The 16,318-nt window shown below is 74.9% G+C and carries 10 protein-coding genes; 5 read left to right on the plus strand and 5 right to left on the minus strand.

Features of this window, described 5'->3' with window-relative positions; translation table 11 throughout:
* Positions 1-309: 309 nt before the first annotated feature.
* Both ACH5A8_RS30840 and ACH5A8_RS30845 read left to right on the plus strand, forming a co-directional pair.
* A complete protein-coding gene (locus ACH5A8_RS30840) occupies positions 310-2,478 on the plus strand; it encodes a SpoIIE family protein phosphatase (RefSeq protein WP_399007274.1) in 2,169 nt (722 codons plus the stop codon).
* 96 nt (positions 2,479-2,574) lie between these two features.
* A complete protein-coding gene (locus ACH5A8_RS30845; RefSeq protein WP_399007275.1) occupies positions 2,575-2,889 on the plus strand; it encodes an SCO4225 family membrane protein in 315 nt (104 codons plus the stop codon).
* 87 nt (positions 2,890-2,976) lie between these two features.
* On the opposite strand, the gene ACH5A8_RS30850 is transcribed toward ACH5A8_RS30845, so the two are convergent.
* The 4 genes from ACH5A8_RS30850 to ACH5A8_RS30865 all read right to left on the minus strand — a co-directional run bounded on the left by ACH5A8_RS30850 (position 2,977) and on the right by ACH5A8_RS30865 (position 6,458).
* Positions 2,977-4,044 (minus strand): urea transporter, encoded by a 1,068-nt coding sequence (locus ACH5A8_RS30850; RefSeq protein ID WP_399007276.1) that lies wholly within the window; start codon positions 4,042-4,044, stop codon positions 2,977-2,979.
* A 210-nt stretch (positions 4,045-4,254) separates the two neighbouring features.
* Positions 4,255-5,136 (minus strand): alpha/beta fold hydrolase, encoded by an 882-nt coding sequence (locus ACH5A8_RS30855; protein ID WP_399007277.1) that lies wholly within the window; start codon positions 5,134-5,136, stop codon positions 4,255-4,257.
* 207 nt (positions 5,137-5,343) lie between these two features.
* Positions 5,344-5,715: a cell envelope biogenesis protein OmpA gene (locus ACH5A8_RS30860; RefSeq protein WP_399007278.1), complete on the minus strand. Its 372-nt coding sequence runs from the start codon at positions 5,713-5,715 to the stop codon at positions 5,344-5,346.
* 317 nt (positions 5,716-6,032) lie between these two features.
* Positions 6,033-6,458 carry a pyridoxamine 5'-phosphate oxidase family protein gene (locus tag ACH5A8_RS30865; RefSeq protein ID WP_399007279.1) on the minus strand — a complete coding sequence of 142 codons (426 nt, stop codon included), beginning with the start codon at positions 6,456-6,458 and terminating at the stop codon, positions 6,033-6,035.
* Between the two features lie 364 nt (positions 6,459-6,822).
* Here ACH5A8_RS30865 and ACH5A8_RS30870 point away from each other — a divergent pair, with 364 nt between their 5' ends.
* The 3 genes from ACH5A8_RS30870 to ACH5A8_RS30880 all read left to right on the plus strand — a co-directional run bounded on the left by ACH5A8_RS30870 (position 6,823) and on the right by ACH5A8_RS30880 (position 15,159).
* Positions 6,823-9,927, plus strand: a complete 3,105-nt coding sequence (locus ACH5A8_RS30870) for an NPCBM/NEW2 domain-containing protein (RefSeq protein WP_399007280.1) — start codon at positions 6,823-6,825, stop codon at positions 9,925-9,927.
* 194 nt (positions 9,928-10,121) lie between these two features.
* Positions 10,122-11,945, plus strand: coding sequence for an RICIN domain-containing protein (locus ACH5A8_RS30875; protein ID WP_399007281.1), 1,824 nt, complete (start codon positions 10,122-10,124; stop codon positions 11,943-11,945).
* A gap of 79 nt (positions 11,946-12,024) precedes the next feature.
* Positions 12,025-15,159: a SpoIIE family protein phosphatase gene (locus tag ACH5A8_RS30880; RefSeq protein WP_399007282.1), complete on the plus strand. Its 3,135-nt coding sequence runs from the start codon at positions 12,025-12,027 to the stop codon at positions 15,157-15,159.
* Positions 15,160-15,181: 22 nt separating this feature from the next.
* Here the strand turns inward: ACH5A8_RS30880 and ACH5A8_RS30885 are convergent, their stop codons facing one another.
* On the minus strand, positions 15,182-16,054 hold the full coding sequence (locus ACH5A8_RS30885) for an SGNH/GDSL hydrolase family protein (RefSeq protein WP_399007283.1): 873 nt from the start codon (positions 16,052-16,054) through the stop codon (positions 15,182-15,184).
* Positions 16,055-16,318: the final 264 nt, after the last annotated feature.

The following is a 16,318-nucleotide window of genomic DNA, read 5'->3' on the forward strand; positions in this document are numbered from 1 at the left end:
GGGAGCGGGGCAGGGCGCCGGCCGGCGCGAGGGGCCGCGGCGCGGAGGTCCCGGCCGGGGCGCCGCCATCGCCTCGTCCCGTTCACCCGGCCGTGGCGGGCTGTGGCGGTACGTCGCCGGGCCGGGGCCTGACCGGGCTCCGCGCGGGACGCGGCCGTGATCCGCCCGCCGGGGAGGGGCCCGCGCCGCCTCGTGGAGCGTGTGCGGCGCGCGGTCGCGGTGGAATAGTGGGAGAAGGCCCCGGCTCCGCCCGGTGCCTGGCAACCACCGAGGCCGGGCCCCGGTCCGACGGCGGGCAGGGTGGTACCGATGTGCGATGACTCCACTGCGGACGGTGTTCCCGCCGCGGGGCGCCCCGCGGTCGCGGCGGGCCGCGGTGAGCTGCGGGAGCTGGGTGTCTGCCTGACCGGCGTGGTGTCGGGGCTGGGCGCGTACGGCGGCGGCGTGTACCTCCTCGACCCGGGCGGAGAGGCCTTGGAGCTGGCCGTCTTCACCGGGCTGCCGCCGCAGTTCGCCGGCCCCTGGCGGCGGATCCGGCTGGACGCCCCGGTCGGGGTCGCCGAGGCGGTGCGCGAACGGGAGCTCGTCTGGGTGGGCGACACCCAGGAGATGGCCCGCCGGTATCCGCGCACCGCGCTGATCCTGCCGTACCGGCTGGCCTTCGCGTGCCTGCCCCTGGCGACGGACGGGCGGGCGCACGGCGCGCTGTTCGTGAACTGGGCCGGCTCACGCCCGCGGCTGCTGGACGCGGACGAGCGCGAGGGTCTGCGGGCCGCCGCGTCGGCCCTGGGCCGCGTCCTTACGCACGCGGCGGACACCGGACGGCCGATGCGGCCGGCGGCGGAGCCCCTGGTGCTGCCGGGGCTCCCGCACGGCGGGGACCGGACGCCGGACGGTTCGGCGCTCGCCCGGCTGCCGGAGGGGCTGTGCGTGCTGGGTGTCGACGGCAGGGTCGCCCTCACCACGCCCGTGGCCGGAGTCATGCTCGGCACGGCGCCGGACGCGCTGCTGGGCCAGTCGCTGTGGGAGGCGCTGCCGTGGCTGGCCCATCCCGTCTACGAGGAGCGCTACCGCGCGGCGGCGATGAGCCGGCAGCCGACCGCGTTCACGGTGCTGCGGCCGCCGGACCGGTGGCTCTCCTTCCAGCTGTATCCGGACGCCTCCGGGATCACCGTGCGCATCACCGAGGCCGGGCCGAAGGCCGCCGGGCCCCGGCTGCCCGGCGGCGAGGGCGCGCCGGAGGGGCCGGCGCGACTGGACGGCGTCTACCACGTCCTGCACCTGGTCGGCGCCCTCGCCCGGGCCACCGGTGTGCGGGACATCGTGCGGCTCATCGCCGACGAGATGCTGCCCGTCTTCGGCGCCGCCCGCGCGGTGCTCCTGGCCGTGGAGGCGGACGGGCGGCTGCGGGTGATCGGCGCGCACGGCTACCGGCCCGGCGTCCTGGAGCGCATCGACCGCCCTGCCCGGGGAGCCGAGACCCCCGGCACCTCGGCCCTGTCGACGGGCGCCCCGCTCTTCCTGGAGGACCGCCTGGAGCTGCTGCGCCGCTACCCCCGGCACGCCGCGCTCGCCAACGGCTCGGCCTGGGCGGTCCTGCCGCTGCTGACGCCCGAACGCGGCGTCGGCGCGTGCCTCCTGTCGTACGACCGTCCCCACCGGTTCCTCGCCGAGGAGCGGGCCACCCTCACCGCGCTGGCCGGCCTCATCGCCCAAGCGCTGGTGCGCGCACGCCAGTACGACGCGGCCAGCGGCCTCGCGCGCGACCTGCAGGACGCGCTGCTGCCCCACCGCCTGCCGCGCATCCCGGGCCTGGAGACCGCGGTCCGCTATCTGCCCGCGGCCGAGGGCCTGTCCGTCGGCGGCGACTTCTACGACCTCATCGCCCTGGACCACCACCGGGTGGCCGCCGTCATCGGCGACATCCAGGGCCACAACGCCCCGGCCGCCGCGCTGATGGGCCAGATCCGCACCGCGGTGCGCGCCCACGCGAGCGGCGGGGCCGACCCCCGGCGGGTACTGGCCCTCACCAACCGGCTCCTGACCGCCCTGGACACCGAGCTGCTGGCCAGCGCCGCGTACGTGCGCCTCGATCCGCGCAGTCACCGCGCGCTGCTGGCGCGGGCCGGGCATCCGCACCCGCTGCTGCGCCACGCCGACGGCCGTGTCGAGGCCCTGAAGTCCGCGGGCGGGATACTGCTCGGCATCGACCCGAGGGCCGCCTACCCGCACACCCGGCTGTGCCTGCCCGCGGGCGCGACCCTCGCCCTGTACACCGACGGTCTCACCGACGTGCCGGGCACCGACCCCGATCACGCCCTGACCGCGCTCGCCCGCCGCCTGTCCGAGGCGGGCGGGCCGGGCGCGCCGCTGGACGAGGTCGCCGACGCCCTGCTGCGGGACCACCCCGCCGGGACCGACGACACCACCCTGCTTCTGCTGCGCACCACGGCGCCGGTGTCCGGGGCGTCTGAGTAGGCGCACCCGGTCCCTCTGAGCACGCGCGCTCATGTCGGCCGGGCCGGGCGCACGTGTACTGGTGACGTACTCGACACGGAAGCCCGGAAGGACACCATGCGCGGCGACACCCGTTCCCGGTCCGGCGGCCTGCTCGCGCGGTTGCGCGCGCACTGGCTGAGCGCGGTGTATCTGCTGGTGACCGCGGCCGTCTGCGTGTGGGTGGCGGTCGACTGGGAGCTGGTGGCGCACCAGGACGCCTCGTTCGCGGCCGTCTGGCCGTTGGCGCTGACGGCTCCCGTCAGTCTCCTGCTCCTGCTCGTGCCGGGCGACTCGGTGTTCGTGTACGCGGCGTGCGTCGTGCTGGGGGTGGGTGTCAACGCCTGGCTGCTGCAGCGGATGGAGCCGGGGTCCAGGGCGTCGGAGCGCTGAGGGCCCGCGGCGGGCGCACACCTGGGTGCGCCCGCCGGCGCGCGCCGCCCCGGTGACGTGCCGGCCGTGCCCGGCCCGGTGTCCTGTTCAGGCCGCCGCGGTGCCCGGCGGTGTCGACAGGGCGGCGGGCGGGTGTCCGGTCGGCGGTGCCTCGCCCGCCGCGGCCGCCGTGTCGCCCTCGGGAACCGGGTGCCGGAGCCGGGCGAGCCGGGGGAAGGAGCGGGAGGCGGCCAGGAAGGTCAGCGTCGTCAGGACGAACGGCCAGGTCAGGGCGTGTCCTCCGGAGGGCGCCAGGAAGGCTTCGAGGGCCGGCGTGACCAGGGTGGCGGTGACCGCCCCCGACACGGCGTACGGCACGGCCGCCTTGCCCGCCCGGAGGAACACCCCGCACAGCGCGAGCGCCACCAGGACCGCGTTGCAGCCCAGGCTGCCGTCGGCGATCCGCTGCGCGGGCGCGCCCAGCGCCCACGCCGTCGCGACCGCCGTGGCGCTGCCCGCGCAGGCCGCCAGTCCCGCCGTCCGGCTCGCCAGGAACACGCCCGCCAGCAGCAGCGCGCCGGTGAGCCACCCGTCGAGGAAGAAGACCTGCGCCACGTTGCCGAGGAAACCCCGCGTCAGCTCGGCCGCCGTCGGCGCGTCGGCCCCGGCCGCCGCCCGGGGCAGCGCCGCCGGGCCGTGCGCGGACGGCCGCACATGGGTGAAGGCCGGGGCGGCGAGCGTCGTCGCGGTCGCCAGCAGGCAGTACGGCAGGGTCAGGGCCGGCAGCTCCCACCCGCGCAGCAGCCGGGTGACCGCCGCCGTGACGACGGTGACCAGCACGGCGCCCAGGCAGGCGAGCAGCGCGGTCGAGACCCGTGCGGGGCCGAGGAGGACGGCGCAGCACAGGGCGAACAGGCAGGAGTTGAACCCCTCCGCGCCCGACTCGACCCGGTCCCGGGCGACGCCCAGCAGCCGGGCCGTCGCGGTTCCGACGGCGGCGCCGGCCAGCGCGTACGTCCCGAACTCCCAGCCCGCCGCGAACAGCGCCGCGACGAACACCGCGCCCGCCGCCGCGTGCCCGAGCAGCATGACCTGGCCGTGTCCCCGCAGGACGTGCGCCGCGCAGCCGATCGCGGCCGTCGTCCACCGTTCCCGAGCACCGTTCGCCCCGCGCATGGGCAGCCTCCAGACCTTCGCCTCCGCAGTGCGCGCCCACACCTGGCGTCCGGCACTGTAGCGGTGAGCGGTCGGGGGCGGCCCCCGTGTCCGTGGTGCGGACATCGCGAAGCGGCGGGCCGGCCGACCGGCCCGTCGGTCAGGTCCTGCCGGGCCGTCAGGTGCGACCGGGTCCGGTGTGCCGCGTGGGGTGGTGTCCCCGGCGGCCGGTCAGGCCCAGCGTCGGCCGGAGCGCCAGAACTCAGCGAGCGCGGCGGCGAGTTGCTCGGGCGCCTCCTCCGCCATGTGATGCCCGGAGTCGATCGGCCCGCCTTCCAGGTGTCCGGCCGCCCAGTCGCGCCAGACGCCCGGCACGTCGCCGTAGAGGTCGCCCATGTCGTCGTCGGCGGCCCACAGCACCTGGAGCGGGCAGGCGATGCGCCGTCCCTCTCGCCGGTCGGCCTCGTCGTGTTCGCGGTCGATGCCGAGGCCTGCCCGGTAGTCCTCGCACATGGCGTGCACGGTCGCGGGGTCGTGGACGGCGCGCCGGAAGTCGTCGTACGCCTCGGCTCCCATGTGCTCGGGCGTGGCCCTGTACCAGGCGTCGGGGTCGGCGTCGATGACCCGTTCGGCGGGCTTGTCGGTCTGCCCGAGGAAGAACCAGTGCCACCAGCGCGCGGCGAACGTCGCGTCGCAGCGGCGCAGCGCCTCCGCGATGGGCACGGCGTCCAGCACGCTCAGCGCGGCCACCGCCTCCGGGTGGTCCAGTGCCAGGCGGGAGGCCACGTAGGCGCCCCGGTCGTGGCCCACGACGGCGAACCGTTCGTGTCCCAGGCCCCGCATCAGCGTCAGGCAGTCGCCGGCCATGGCGCGCTTGGAGTAGGGACGGTGGCGAGGGTCGGTCGGGGGTTTGGCGGACCGGCCGTAGCCCCGCAGGTCGGGGCAGACCACCGTGTGACCGGCCGCGGCCAGCAGGGGTGCGACACGGTGCCAGGTGACGTGGGTGCGCGGATGCCCGTGCAGGAGCAGCACGGCCGGGCCGTCGCCGCCACGGCGTACCCGGAGCCGGACCCCGTCCCCCTCGCACCACATCAGTTCGAAGCCGTCGAACACGAAGCCTCCTTCTGGCTCATGGACCACGACTCCGGTGCCCCGCGGCGCTCGTTCCACGCCCGCCTCGGCCGCCACGCGGGTGGGACCCCGTCGCGGGCGCGGTTCCTTGTCGGGCGCCGCCCGTCGCAGCCGCAGTCCCTCGCGGACGCCGTCCGTTCGGGACCCCCGCCCGTCACCGGCGCGAGCCGTCGCGGGCGTGGTGCCGGGTCAGGCCACGCGGGTCCATCGCCGGGCCGTGCGCTCGGCCGGGCGGTCGGCCGGTCGTTCGGTCGTGCGCGGGTCCGTGCGCCGGGTCGCGGCCGGGGTGCGCGCGGACCGGACGCGGTAGGTCGTTCTGTTGGCGTCGACGAGCGGATCGCCGAGCGTTATCCGCCCCTTCTCGCGCAGCAGGTCGCATTCGGCGGTGGCCAGGGCGACGTAGCAGCCGCCCTGGCCGGTCCGCGGGTCCAGCGGCTGCCAGTATCCGTACCTGCGGCGCCCGTCCGCGTGCACGGTGAGGAAGACGGGGTGGCGGGAGTCGCAGACGATGCGCAGGATGTCGGCGCCGGGCGGGGCGGCGGAGCGACCGCCCGGGGACACCTGCCCCGGGTGCCGTGAGCCGGATCGCGCGGCAGTGCCCGCTCCGGCGGGTGTCCGCGCGTCCTCCGTCCGCTGCCGACGGGCGGTCAACGACACTACGTGGGCCTGTGCCTGGCCAGGGACGGGCTGCATCAGTGGTGGCCTTCCTGAAGACGGAGACTGAGGATCGCTTACCCGGTGCAGGCGATGTTGATCTCGTTTCTTCGTGGACGGCATTGTGCAGCACGGCACTGACACAGCCGGCCGGCGCCGAGCGAGGCCGGCCGGCTGTGCCGGTCGGTGCGGAAGCGGCCGTCAGCGGCCCGGGGCGGCGGGCGTCACACCGATCCGAGGTCGGAGGACAGCCAGCGCTCCGGCCGCATGCGGACGACGACCTGCTCGCCGTGGCTCTTCCAGGCGAGGTCGACATAGCCGTCGACCTTGTCGGCCGGAAGGTAGCGGGCCGACATCTCGCGCAGCTGCTCGACGGTGGCGGGCGAGGTGTCGGTGACCGGTCCCTCCACCGACACGTAGCGCACCGTGGGTTCCAGCCGGTCGACCATCAGCGAGAACCGGCCCGCCTCGCTGATGAGCGCGTTCTTGCGGGAGTGGAGCCCCGTCATGATCCACACGGTGCCGCCCTGCGCGTACTGGTACCAGATCGGCACGGTCAGTGGGGCTCGTCCCGGCCCCGCGTCCACCGCCAGGGCGGCGATGTGCGGCTCGGCGAGGAAGCTCTCGCGCTCTTGGGGGGTCAGGGCCATGTCGCTGTCCTCCAGGGGTTCGGACGGGACGTCCGTGTCATAGTGCCCCGCCCCGGGGACTTCCGCACCGGTGGGACGCGGCCGCCGCCGCGCGACGACGCCGCCGCGCGGGATCGACCTCGAGGTCGGCGTACGGGATCGACGTACGAGGTCGGCGTGCGCGGCCCCGCGAGCCCGCGCACGGTCCGGCGCACGCGGTCTGGTCAGAGTGACGGCTGTGCGCTATACCTTCCCTCGCATGCTTGATTGTGCTCGATTCAGCGCTGTATCAAGCAGGTTCAAGCATCGAGGCACCACGGCAGGTTCAGTCCGGGGCCCTGGTTCGGCCGGGCCCGCACCGCTCGACGTGTGCGAAGGGATCGACATGACCGCTCCACCCCGCAGACGCAAGGCCTCGCGTTCCCGAGGGGCAGTCCTGGCCGCCGCGGCCGTGTTCGCGGTGCTCGGGGCGACCGCCGCCGGGCCGGCCGCCCCGGCCGCCGCCGCGACGTCCGGCAGCGCCGCGGCCGACACCGTCATCGGGGCGGTCACCGGCTTCTCGCGGTCCGGCGCCGCCTACACCTTCACCGCGGGAACGGCCAGGGCCAGGGTCACCTTCGTCTCGGCCGACACCTTCCGCATCGAGGCGGCCCCCGACGGGACCTTCACCGACCCGGTCGGCGACGACATCGTGCTTCCGCGGGGCAAGCCGCCCGCCACCCGCTGGGCCGACCGCGGTGACCGATACGAACTGTCCACGGACAAGGTGACGTTGCGGGTGTACAAGTCCGCGCTGCGGTTCGCCCTGTACCGGGCCGACGGCACCCGTCTGTGGGAGGAGGCCCGCGGCATCAGCTGGAACGGCGCCTCCACCACCCAGACCCTCGCGCGCGGCGCCGACGAGCAGTTCTACGGCACGGGCGAGCAGAACGGCAGCGGCAACACCTCGCAGCGCGGCAGGACGCTCGAGGTCGGCGTCGACTACGACTGGGACGAGGGCGGCCATCCCAACTCGGTGCCGTTCTACCTGTCCTCGGCCGGTTACGGCGTCTACCGCAACACCTACTCCCCCGGCACCTACGCCTTCACCGACCCGGTCACCACCACCGAGCGGGAGAACCGGTTCGACGCCTACTACTTCGCCGGGAACACCGCCAAGGACGTCATAGGCCGGTACACCGAGCTCACCGGGCGGCCCATGCTGCCGCCCGTCTACGGCCTGGAGATCGGCGACTCCGACTGCTACCTGCACAACGCCAACCGCGGCGAGCGGCACACCCTGGACGCCCTCGAGGTCGCCGACGACTACGTCAAGAACGACATGCCGCTGGGCTGGATGCTCGTCAACGACGGCTACGGCTGCGGTTACGAGGACCTCGCCGAGACCGCCGAGGGTCTCAACTCCCGCAAGACGCAGATGGGTCTGTGGACCGAGAACGGCCTGGACAAGCTGGCCGACCAGGTCAAGGCGGGCCAGCGGGTGGCCAAGCTGGACGTGGCCTGGGTGGGCGACGGCTACAAGTTCGCGCTGGACGGCTGCAAGGCGGCGTACCAGGGCATCGAGGACAACAGCGACGCCCGCGGCTTCACCTGGGCCCCGGAGAGCTGGGCGGGTGCGCAGCGCTGCGGCGTGCAGTGGAGCGGCGACCAGTCGGGCGGCTGGGACTACATCCGCTGGCAGATCCCGACGTACGCCGGCGCCACGATGTCGGGCCTGGCCTACACCTCCGGTGACGTCGACGGCATCTTCGGCGGCAGCGCCAAGACCTACACCCGCGACCTGGAGTGGAAGTCGTTCCTGCCGGCCGTGATGACCATGGACGGCTGGGCCGCCCAGGACAAGCAGCCCTACCGGTACGGCGAACCGTACACCGGCATCAACCGCAAGTACCTCAAGCTCAAGGAATCCCTGCTGCCGTACATGTACACGTACGCGGCCGAGGCGCACCGCACCGGTGTCGGCGCCGTGCGCCCGCTGGCGCTGGAGTACCCCGACGACGCGACGGCGGCGAGCGACGCGGCCGAGTACGAGTTCCTGACCGGCCGGGACTTCCTGGTGGCGCCCGTCTACAGCGACACCGCCGTGCGCGACGGCATCTACCTGCCCAAGGGCGACTGGATCGACTACTGGACCGGCCGGACGTACCACGGCCCGACCACCGTCGACGGCTACCAGGCCCCGCTGGACACCCTGCCGCTGTTCGTCAGGGCGGGCGCGACCGTGCCGATGTGGCCGGGCGTCAACTCCTACCAGGACCGCACCGCCGACTCCCCGCTCGCCTGGGACGTGTACCCGCAGGGCCGCAGCTCCTTCACCCTGTACGAGGACGACGGCGTGACGCGGCGCCACCGCTCGGGCGAGTACGCCGAGCAGCCGGTGACCGTCACCGCCCCGCGCAGCGGCGCGGGCGCGGTGCGCATCGCCGTCGGAGCCGAGAAGGGCGACTTCACCGGCAAGCAGAAGAGCCGGCCGTACGCGTTCACGGTGCACACCGGGTCGGCGCCCGGGCGCGTCTCACTGGACGGCCGCGCCCTGCCCCGGTTCACCTCGAAGGCCGCCTTCGACGCCGCCGGCCAGGGCTGGTGGTACGACCCCGCGGACCGGGCCGGGGTGGTCCAGGTCAAGACCCGCTCGCTGAGCACCGCCCGCGGGTTCCGGATCGACCTGGACGGGGCGAGCGCGGTGGGCGGCAAGGTCCCCGCCGCCACCGGCGCCGTCTCCCTGACCCCGCCCGAGGAACTCGGCGCGGGGGTGTCCGGCCAGGTCACGGTGGACTTCACCGCGGGCCGCACCGGCAGCTCGGCCACCCGGCTGTCGGTGACCGCGCCCGCCGGGTGGACGGTCTCGCCGGGGCGCGACCTCGGCAGGCTCACGCCGGGTCAGCGGGTGAGCGCGGACTTCACCGTGACAGCGCCGGCCGACGCCTCCGCGGGCGAGGCCGTGCTGACCGGGACCGCGCGCTACCGGGCGGCGGGTGAGGACCATGTCACCACGGAGCGGACCGCGGTGCACACCATGCCCGCCCCGCCCCGGGGCGACAGCTGGGCCAGTGATCTGACCTGGCTGAACTCCACCAACGGCTACGGGCCGGCCGAACGGGACCACAGCAACGGGGAGTCGGCCGCCGGCGACGGCCGCACCCTCACCCTGAACGGCGCCGCCTACGCCAAGGGCATCGGTGTGCACGCCGACTCCGCCATCGAGTTCTGGCTCGGCGGCCAGTGCTCCTCCTTCACCGCGACCGCCGGGATCGACGACGAGATCAACGGCTATGGCGGCGTGTCCTTCTCGGTCGTCGCCGACGGGAAGAAGGTCTGGTCCTCCCCGACCGTGAGCGGCACGTCCGATCCGCTGCCGGTGGACGTGCCGCTGGCCGGCGCCCGCCATGTCCGTCTGGTGGTCACCGACACCGACGGCACGAAGTCCGGCGACCACGGCGACTGGGCGCAGGCGCGGTTCCACTGCGCGGCCCGGCCCCCGGCCCCCTGACCGTGTGACCTCTGACCGCGCCGCCGTCCCGGCCGTCCCTCCGGGCGGACCGGCGGCGCGGTCGGCCGCTCCGGGCCCCCTGTCATCCGCTCCGGGCGCTGTCGCCCCGTCCCGGGCCATGTCACCCGACCCGGGCCATGTCATCGAGGGCCGCCGCCGTCCGGCGCGGGCCCGCACCGAGTGAGGAGAACCCCTTGCCGATCCAGCGCAAGCAACTGGCCGCGGCGCTCGTCGCCACGGCGCTGGCCCTGGCCGGCGCCGTGACGCCGGCCGCCCTCGCGGCGCCGGCGGCCGCCGCGGACCCGCCCTCCTACACCGTCACCGTCGACGGCAAGGGCAGCTGGACCCAGCCCGACGACACCCCGGCCGCGCCGTACATCGACAAGGACGGCACCTTCCACTTCCAGCAGGCCCACTCCCTGTACGGCGCGGCCGACAGCCGCGAGTGGAACTTCTTCACGGGCGAGGACTTCGACAGCGCCACCCGTGACGCCGCCCTCAGCGGCGCGGTGAACCCGGCCGACCCCGCCGACCGCAACGACGACACCACCTGGCGCTGCAACAACAGCCCCACCGGCCTCACGGCCAGCTACGCGCCCGCCGGTTCCGGCTACGCCCAGAAGAACTACTGCGACCTGGCGGGTGTGTGGGTCGACCCGGACACCGGCGACTGGTACGGGCTCGTGCACAACGAGTTCACCCCGCAGCCCTTCGGCGACGGTCTGCACTACGACGCCGTCGACTACGCCGTCTCCGAGGACCAGGGCAGGACGTGGACCGTCGAGGACCACGTCATCACCTCGCCGTACAGCACCGAGCGCGGTGACACGGCGGCCTTCCCGCAGCAGACGTTCGACTACGGCGACGGGGACCCGCGCCTGTTCGCGGACGCCGCCTCCGGTTACTTCTACGTCTACTACGGCTCGCGGATCGTGGACAAGGGCGGCAGCTGGAAGGCCTTCCACGCCCATGTGGCCCGCGCCCCGATGTCCGCGAAGATGGCGCCCGGCTCGTGGCGGAAGTGGTACGACGGGGCCTGGTCGCAGCCCGGCGCGGGCGGCCGGGAGAGCAACCTGGTGCCGGTCGACGCCGCGCACCCCACCGGCTACACCCCGGTGGACGACGAGTACGACCCGGCGAACAGCGGCACGGTGAGCCAGCAGGTCGCGGCGGGCACGATACCCGCGACCTCTCCCCTGTTCGTCATGGACATCACCTACAACGCCCACCTGGGCCTGTACGTCGGCGAACCGCAGGGCGTGGACCAGAGCGGCGACGCGCCGCAGCGGTTCTACGCCACCGCCGACCTGGCCTCGCCGAAGTGGCGGCTGATCGGCGACACCGGCAGCCTGACCAACGCGTCCTGGTACCGCTGGTTCCTCGACCCCGCGAACAGGACCAGCTCGAACATCGTCGGCAAGTCGTTCCGCTCGTACTGCTCCTTCGGCTGTTCGAACGGCTCGTCCGGCGAGTACGCGAACGTCACCATCGGCACCTCGGCGCCCGCCGCCCCCGTCGACACCAGCCGGACCTACCGCGTCTCCAGCGGCGGCGGCCGTGTCCTCGCCCAGGCGTCCCACGGCTCCGCGACCACCTCGGACGCCCGCGCGAACGGCTCCGCCCGGCAGTCGTGGATCTTCACCGCCGACGGTGACGGCTCGTACCGCATCACCAACGCGGCCACCGGCGGCCTGCTGGGCGTCGACTCCTCCAGCACCGCCCAGCGCGCCTGGGGCACCCGGCCGACCGTCACCGCGGCCGGGCCCGGCGGCGCCGGTGTCGGCCGGCAGTGGTGGGTCGTCCCCGACACCTCCGCCGGCGGCATCCCCAAGGGCGCCTACCGGCTGGTCAACCGCTACAGCGGCCTGGTGATCGGGCTCCGCGCCGACGGGAAGCGGCGGGCGGAGACCACACCGGTCCGCTTCTGGCGGGACGCCCGCGGGCACGGCGTCGGCGGTGGGCGCACCGCGGCCGAGCAGACGCTGGCCCTCACTCCCACCGGCCCGGCGCCGTCCTGAGAGGCGGGGGCCGGGGCCGCCTCCGGCCGGTCGCCGGGCGCGCCGAGCGGATGCCCCCTGCTCCGCTTACGCTGGCCTGGTGGAGTCCTACCCAACTCCTCCGGGCGGTCACGGCAACCGGGAGCCGCCGGTCGCCGGTGTACGCCCGGAGATCCTCGCCTCCTGGCAGCGCTCGCACTCGCTCGGCATCGACCAGGAAGGCGTGGTCCTGCCGGTCGAGAGCGATCTGAACCCGGACTCCCGACTGGTCAGGGCCGCCGCTCCGGTGCTCGACCGGTTGCGCGAACGGTTCTCCGGTCTGCCGGTGACCATCGCGCTGGCCGACTCGCACGCGCGCCTGGTGGACCGGCGGGGCGATCCGGCGGGCCTGGACCTCATGGACGCCGCCTCGCTGGTGCAGGGGGCCAACGTCGACGAGCGGTTCATGGGGACCAGCAGCGTCAGCATGGTGCTGAGCACCCGGGCGCCGTTCGTCGTCGTCGGCCAGGAGCACTTCCTGCACAACCTGAAGGAACTGACCTGCATGGCCTCGCCGGTGCGCGACCCGCTGGGCGGCACCGTGCAGGGCGCGGTCAACCTGTCGGTGCCGCGGGTGCTGGGCGAACCCGGGATGGCGTTGGTGCTGCAGGACGCCACCGAGCGCATCGGCGAGCGCCTGATGGAGCTGAGCACGGCCCGCGAACGCGAGCTGATGCGTTCATTCCGCCTGGCGCGGCGGACCGGCGGGCAGGTCCACCTCGACATCGGCTCCGGAGAGCTGCTGCGGCCCGGCGGGCCGGCGCCCAGGCTGAGCGCGCAGGAACGGATGGTGCTGCTGGAGCGGGCCATCGAGCTGCTCTCCTCGCGGGGAGAGCCGTACGCCGAGGTGCCGCTGGCGGGCGGGCGCCTGGCTCTGCTGCGCCGCCGGGAGCTGCGGCACGGCGAGGCGGGCGGCGCGGCGGTCGAGGTCGGGTTCGCCGATCCCCGCGGCGCGGCGGCTCCCCGCCCCGTCACGGTCACCGCGACCGCTCCCGACGGCCGTGAGGTGCCGCTCCTGGGCGCTCCCGGTCCGGCGGCGGGCCCGGGCGCGGGCGCGGACGTGGCCCGGGCGGCGGCCGGCACGGAGGCGCCCGTGACGGCGATCGTCCCGCCCGCTGCCGCATCGTCCGCGACGGGACCGGAGGCGGGCGGACCGTCCGGAACCCGGCCGTCCGCGGCGCGACCCTCCGGGGCCGAGCCGGACACGGCCGCTCCGCCCGCGGCCCGACCGACCGGAGAGGGAGGCTCCCGTCCGGCCGGCGCGGGACCCGGGGAAACCGGTCCGGCCGGCGCGGGACCCGAGGAAGGGGAAGCCGGGGAGGCCCACATGCGCCCCGGTGAGGCCGGACCGGCCGGCGGTGGACAGCCCGAGGCCGAACCGGCCGACGCCTGGCTGCTGCTGGTGGGCGATCCGGGCGTCGGCCGGCTCGCCGCGGAGGCGCGGGGCCGGCTGTCGCTGCTGAACGAGGCGGGCATCCGGCTCGGCACCTCCCTGGACATGCGGCGCACCGCCGAGGAGCTGGCGAGGATCGCCGTGCCGGGGTTCGCCGATCTGGTCGTCGTCGACCTCGTCGAGAGCGCGTCGGCGGGCGAGGAGTCCACGCTCGGCCGGCCGTGCCCCGAGAAGACGCTGCGCCGCGTGGCCGTCTGGGCGGGCGAGGAGCGCGGCGACGTCCCGGCCGACCACCTGGACGAGGCGGTCGCCTACCCGGCCGGAACGCCCCAGGCCCGGTGCCTGGACACCGAGCAACCGGTCGCCGACTCGGTGCCGACCGCCGCGCTGGCCGGGCTCGCCGACCGGAGCGCTCATCCGGTGGAGCTGCTCGGCGAGGGCGTGCACTACTACCTGGGCGCCCCGTTGTGCGCCCGGGGCTGTGTGCTGGGCCTGGCGGGCTTCTACCGCCGCGGCGGTGAGCGGCCCTTCGAACAGGACGACCTGACGCTGGCGGGCGAGCTCGCGGCCCGGGCCGCGATCAGCGTGGACAACGCCCGCCACTACCGCCGGGAGCACCAGGCCTCCCTCACCTTGCAGCGCAGTCTGCTGCCTCGCGCGCTGCCCCGGCTGAGCGCCGTCGACCTCGCCTCCCGGTATCTGCCCGCGGACGCGCGGGCCGGTGTGGGCGGGGACTGGTTCGACGCGATCCCGCTGTCCGGGATGCGGGTGGCGCTGGTCGTCGGGGACGTGCCCGGCAACGGCCTGCAGGCGGCGGCGACCATGGGCCGCCTGCGGACGGCGGTACGGACGCTGGCCGGGCAGGATCTGCTGCCGGAGGAAGTGCTGAGCCACCTGGACGATCTGGTCAGTCACACCGTGGACGAGCCGGCCGGCGGCCCGGACGGCGACGAGGACCCCGCGACCGGGGCGACCTGCCTGTACGCCGTGTACGACCCGGTGTCCTGCCGCTGCACGGCGGCGCGCGCCGGTCACCCGCCGCCCGCCCTGCGGCCCCCGGACGGCGGGGCGCGGCTGGTCGATCTGCCGGCGGGTCCACCACTCGGACTCGGCGGGATCCAGCCGTACGAGTCGGCCACCGTCCCCGTGCCGGCGGGCAGCCTGCTGGCCCTGTACACCGACGGCCTGTTCAAGGAGGACCGCGGTTACGGGGACACCGACGCGCGCCTGGCGAGCCTGCTGGCCTCGCTGGACGAGGGCGGCCCGGCGCTCGGCGACGTCTGCGACCGGGTGACCGGGACCCTGCTGCCCGACGGCCCGCGCGACGACGTCGCCCTGCTGCTGGCCCGCGTCCACGCGCTGCCCGAGGACCGGGTGGCGTCCTGGGAGTTCACGTCCGACCCGTCGGTCGTGGCGCGGGCCAGGGCCTTGACCTCCGCCCAGCTGGCGGCGTGGGGGATGTCGGACCTGGACGCCGGCACGAGCCTGGTGGTCAGCGAGCTGGTCACCAACGCCGTGCGGTACGGCGGCCAGGGTCCCGTGGGGCTGCGGCTGCTGCGGGGCGACTCGCTGATCTGCGAGGTCTCCGACCGCAGCAACACCTCTCCGCGCATCCGGCGGGCGGCCACGACCGAGGAGGGCGGGCGCGGGCTGTTCCTGGTGGCGCAGTTCACCAAGAACTGGGGCGCGCGCTACATGCCGCAGGGCAAAACGGTCTGGGCCGAGCAGGTTCCGCACGGCGGGCAGCCCGCGCCGGAGATCGACGAGCAGGCGCTGCTGGACATGTTCGACGACCAGGGGTGACCGCCGGGCGGGCGGGTTCCGGTCAGCCGAGTCCGAGGACGCTCAGGGTCCGTTCCGCCATGCGCCGCTCGCCCAGGGCGTTGGGGTGGACGGGGACGACGTTGGTGCCGAACAGGAGCGGTTCGATCCACCGGGTGCCCTCGGGCCGGCAGGCGTCGTGGCCCTCGGAGGCCTGGGCGAAGTCCACGTAGGTCGCGCCGGTCTCCTCGGCGGCACGTTCGACGACGGCGTTCAGGTGTGCCTGGATGCCGCGCAGGTAGGCGACGTCACCGGAGGCGACGGGCAGTTTCACGAAGCAGGAGGGGTCGGGGGCGGCCGGGGTGATCCAGGGGTAACCGAGGACCGCCACGCGGGCGTTCGGCGCCTTGTCGCGGACGGCGCGCAGGGCCGCCTTGAGCGCGGGGTAGGTGTTCGCGTCGATCTGGTCGTCGAAGAGGGTGCCGTTCTCGTCCTTGCAGGGGCTGCCGGTCCCGCCGCTGAGGACGCCCGCGGAGGCGCAGGCGGTCAGGGCGTTGATGAAGGTGCCGTTGTCGTTGCCGCCGATGGTCAGGGTGACGAGGTCGGTCTCCGCGCCGAGCGCCTGGACCTGGGGGGCGACTCCCGTGTACTGGGCCTCGGTGAAGTCCTTGGTCTGGGCCCCGCCGCAGGTCACGTCCTTGAGGCGGGCGCCCGTCCGGGAGGCGAGGACGTGGGGGTAGTTCGCCGTGGAGCGCAGACAGAGCAGGTTGGTGAGGTCGACGGGCAGGACGCCGGATCCGGCGCTGTAACTGTCGCCGAGGGCGACGTAGTCCAGGGAGGTGGCGGCCTGGGCGGTGGCGCCGGAGAAGGCGAGGGTCAGCGCCCCGAGGGCAGCTGTTGTCGCGACCATGACATGACGCAGAAAGCGTTTCGGCATGTGTGCTCTCTCTTCTCGGAGACGGACGCGGGACGGCGGGCAGGGCGACGCCCCTGAGGGGCCGGGCGCACGGGAGCGGTCGGGCAGGAGGAAACCGGCGACCGCCGCGCACGCGGGAGCGCGCACGCCGGCGGCCACGGAGGGGACCACAGGGCTACCGGTAGGTACTACCGATAGGTAATGTGCAGCCGCCCGAGAGCGGGGTCAACATTGCGGACCGAAGTTCTTGAAATGCTCACGACCCGCCCAGGCAAGCGCCGACCG

It is taken from the genome of Streptomyces sp. NPDC018610 (assembly GCF_044391765.1).
In the GTDB taxonomy this organism is placed as follows: domain Bacteria; phylum Actinomycetota; class Actinomycetes; order Streptomycetales; family Streptomycetaceae; genus Streptomyces.

Bases quoted from the DNA above. Each gene is read 5' to 3' on its own strand.
- ACH5A8_RS30885 (WP_399007283.1), bottom strand. From the start codon at position 16,054: ATGCCGAAACGCTTTCTGCGTCATGTCATGGTCGCGACAACAGCTGCC.
- ACH5A8_RS30870 (WP_399007280.1), top strand. From the start codon at position 6,823: ATGACCGCTCCACCCCGCAGACGCAAGGCCTCGCGTTCCCGAGGGGCA.
- ACH5A8_RS30845 (WP_399007275.1), top strand. From the start codon at position 2,575: ATGCGCGGCGACACCCGTTCCCGGTCCGGCGGCCTGCTCGCGCGGTTG.
- ACH5A8_RS30850 (WP_399007276.1), bottom strand. From the start codon at position 4,044: ATGCGCGGGGCGAACGGTGCTCGGGAACGGTGGACGACGGCCGCGATC.
- ACH5A8_RS30865 (WP_399007279.1), bottom strand. From the start codon at position 6,458: ATGGCCCTGACCCCCCAAGAGCGCGAGAGCTTCCTCGCCGAGCCGCAC.
- ACH5A8_RS30840 (WP_399007274.1), top strand. From the start codon at position 310: ATGTGCGATGACTCCACTGCGGACGGTGTTCCCGCCGCGGGGCGCCCC.